This is a genomic window from Streptomyces sp. SID5910 (assembly GCF_009862125.1).
In the GTDB taxonomy this organism is placed as follows: domain Bacteria; phylum Actinomycetota; class Actinomycetes; order Streptomycetales; family Streptomycetaceae; genus Streptomyces.
This window is the reverse complement of record NZ_WWHX01000039.1, coordinates 1-1,527: the sequence shown is the minus strand read 5'-3', so window position 1 is coordinate 1,527 and position 1,527 is coordinate 1. Positions and strand designations below refer to the sequence as shown.

The 1,527-nt window shown below is 74.8% G+C and carries 3 protein-coding genes and 1 pseudogene; all 4 read right to left on the bottom strand.

Going from position 1 to position 1,527, the window contains the following annotated elements; genetic code table 11:
- Window positions 1–73: pseudogene (locus GTW67_RS37375) on the bottom strand (dehydrogenase); the annotation flags it as partial.
- 19 nt (window positions 74–92) lie between these two features.
- On the bottom strand, window positions 93–875 hold the full coding sequence (locus tag GTW67_RS01475) for an MnhB domain-containing protein (protein ID WP_161162981.1): 783 nt from the start codon (window positions 873–875) through the stop codon (window positions 93–95).
- Window positions 872–1,135 carry a hydrogenase subunit MbhD domain-containing protein gene (locus tag GTW67_RS01470; protein WP_161162980.1) on the bottom strand — a complete coding sequence of 88 codons (264 nt, stop codon included), beginning with the start codon at window positions 1,133–1,135 and terminating at the stop codon, window positions 872–874. Before GTW67_RS01470 ends, GTW67_RS01475 begins: the two co-directional genes overlap by 4 nt.
- Complete coding sequence (locus GTW67_RS01465; RefSeq protein WP_161162982.1) at window positions 1,128–1,523, bottom strand: MrpF/PhaF family protein; 396 nt, start codon at window positions 1,521–1,523, stop codon at window positions 1,128–1,130. The genes GTW67_RS01470 and GTW67_RS01465 overlap by 8 nt, the downstream gene beginning before the upstream one ends.
- Window positions 1,524–1,527: the final 4 nt, after the last annotated feature.

The window sequence follows — 1,527 nt, the reverse complement described above, 5'->3', positions numbered from 1 at the left end:
CGCGGCTGGTGGCCAGGCCGTAGCAGCCGGCCAGGAACACCCACACGGCGACCAGGTAGGGCAGTACGCGCAGCACTTCGCTCACAGCGGTCTCACTTCCCGTGCTCCTTGTCGTTCTGGCTGTCCCTGTCGCCGTCGCTCTCGCCCTCGTCCACGATCTCCACGGCCTGGTCCAGGAAGCCGGCGAGCAGGACGACCACGGCGCAGGCGACCTCCATGCCGACGGCGGCGTTCAGCAGCGGGACGGTGCCGCCGGAGGACAGGGTGTTGAACGTGCCGTGCGGCAGCAGGGTGTTGGCGAGGAAGGAGCCGGTGCCGAGCAGGCAGGCGACCCCGGTGACGAGGTAGGCGGAGGCGGCGGCCGCGTCTCCCACCTCGTACAGGGCGACCGGCCGGATGCGTTCGAGGGCGCGGTAGTCGGCGCCCAGGTACAGCAGGTGCAGGGCGGTCGCGGCGACGACGCCGCCCTGGAAGCCGCCGCCGGGGCTGAGCTGCCCGTGGGCGATGACGTACAGCCCGGTCAGTAGGGCGACGGGCAGCACGAGGAGGGCGTAGCGGCGCACGGGGCGGGCGACGTCGGCGGGTTCGGGGCGGGCCCGGTGCTCGTCGCGGGTCTGGCGCAGCAGGATCACGGAGCCGAGGACCGCCGCGAACAGGATGGTCATCTCGCCGAGGGTGTCGAAGGCCCGCTGGTCGAAGTTGACGGAGGCGACGGTGTTGGCGGTGTGCCGGGACAGGGCCGCGTCGACGGCGCGGTCTCCGTAGGGGTGGCGGTCGTCGCCGAAGCCGGGCAGCCGCAGACAGGCGGCGACGAGGAGCGCGGCGAGGCCCGCGCCGCCGGTGGCCACCAGCCACAGCCGGACGCGCCGGGTCACGGTCCGTCCTCCTTGCGCCGCTGCCCGCGCCGTCTGGCCTTGCGGACCGTCAACAGCAGCAGCAGCGGCGTCAGCGCGGAGCCCACCGCCAGTTGCGACAGGCCGACGTCGGGCGCCTGAAGCGTGGTGAACAGCACGGCGAGGACGACGCCCATGACGGCCAGGACGAGGGACTGGCGGGCGGGGTCGCGGACCGCCACCGCCGCCGTGGCGGACACGGCGACCAGCAGCAGCGCGACGACGATCACCGCTTCAGCCACGGCGTGCCTCCTCCATTCCGCCGGCCAGCGCCCGGGAGGCGACGAGATTGCCGCCGACCAGCAGGACGCCGACGACCAGCAGCTTCACGAGGGCCCTGCTCGGGCCGGTGGCCACGCACACCGCGAGGACGACGCCGGCGCCGAGGGCGGCGGACGCCCAGGTCCGGATCCGGGCCCGCGGCGGGTCGGCGCCCAGGTCGTCGGCGAGCAGCCGGGCGAAGACGAGGGCGCCGACCGGTCCCAGGACGGCGAGGACGAGCGCGAGATCGACGTACGCGGGCCGGCCGTAGCCCTGGGCGAGCAGCAGGAGGACGGGGCAGGCCAGTGCGGTGGACAGGTTCTGGGCGACGGCGCGGCGGCGCAGCGGGCCGGTGGCCACGCCCCACAGGGTG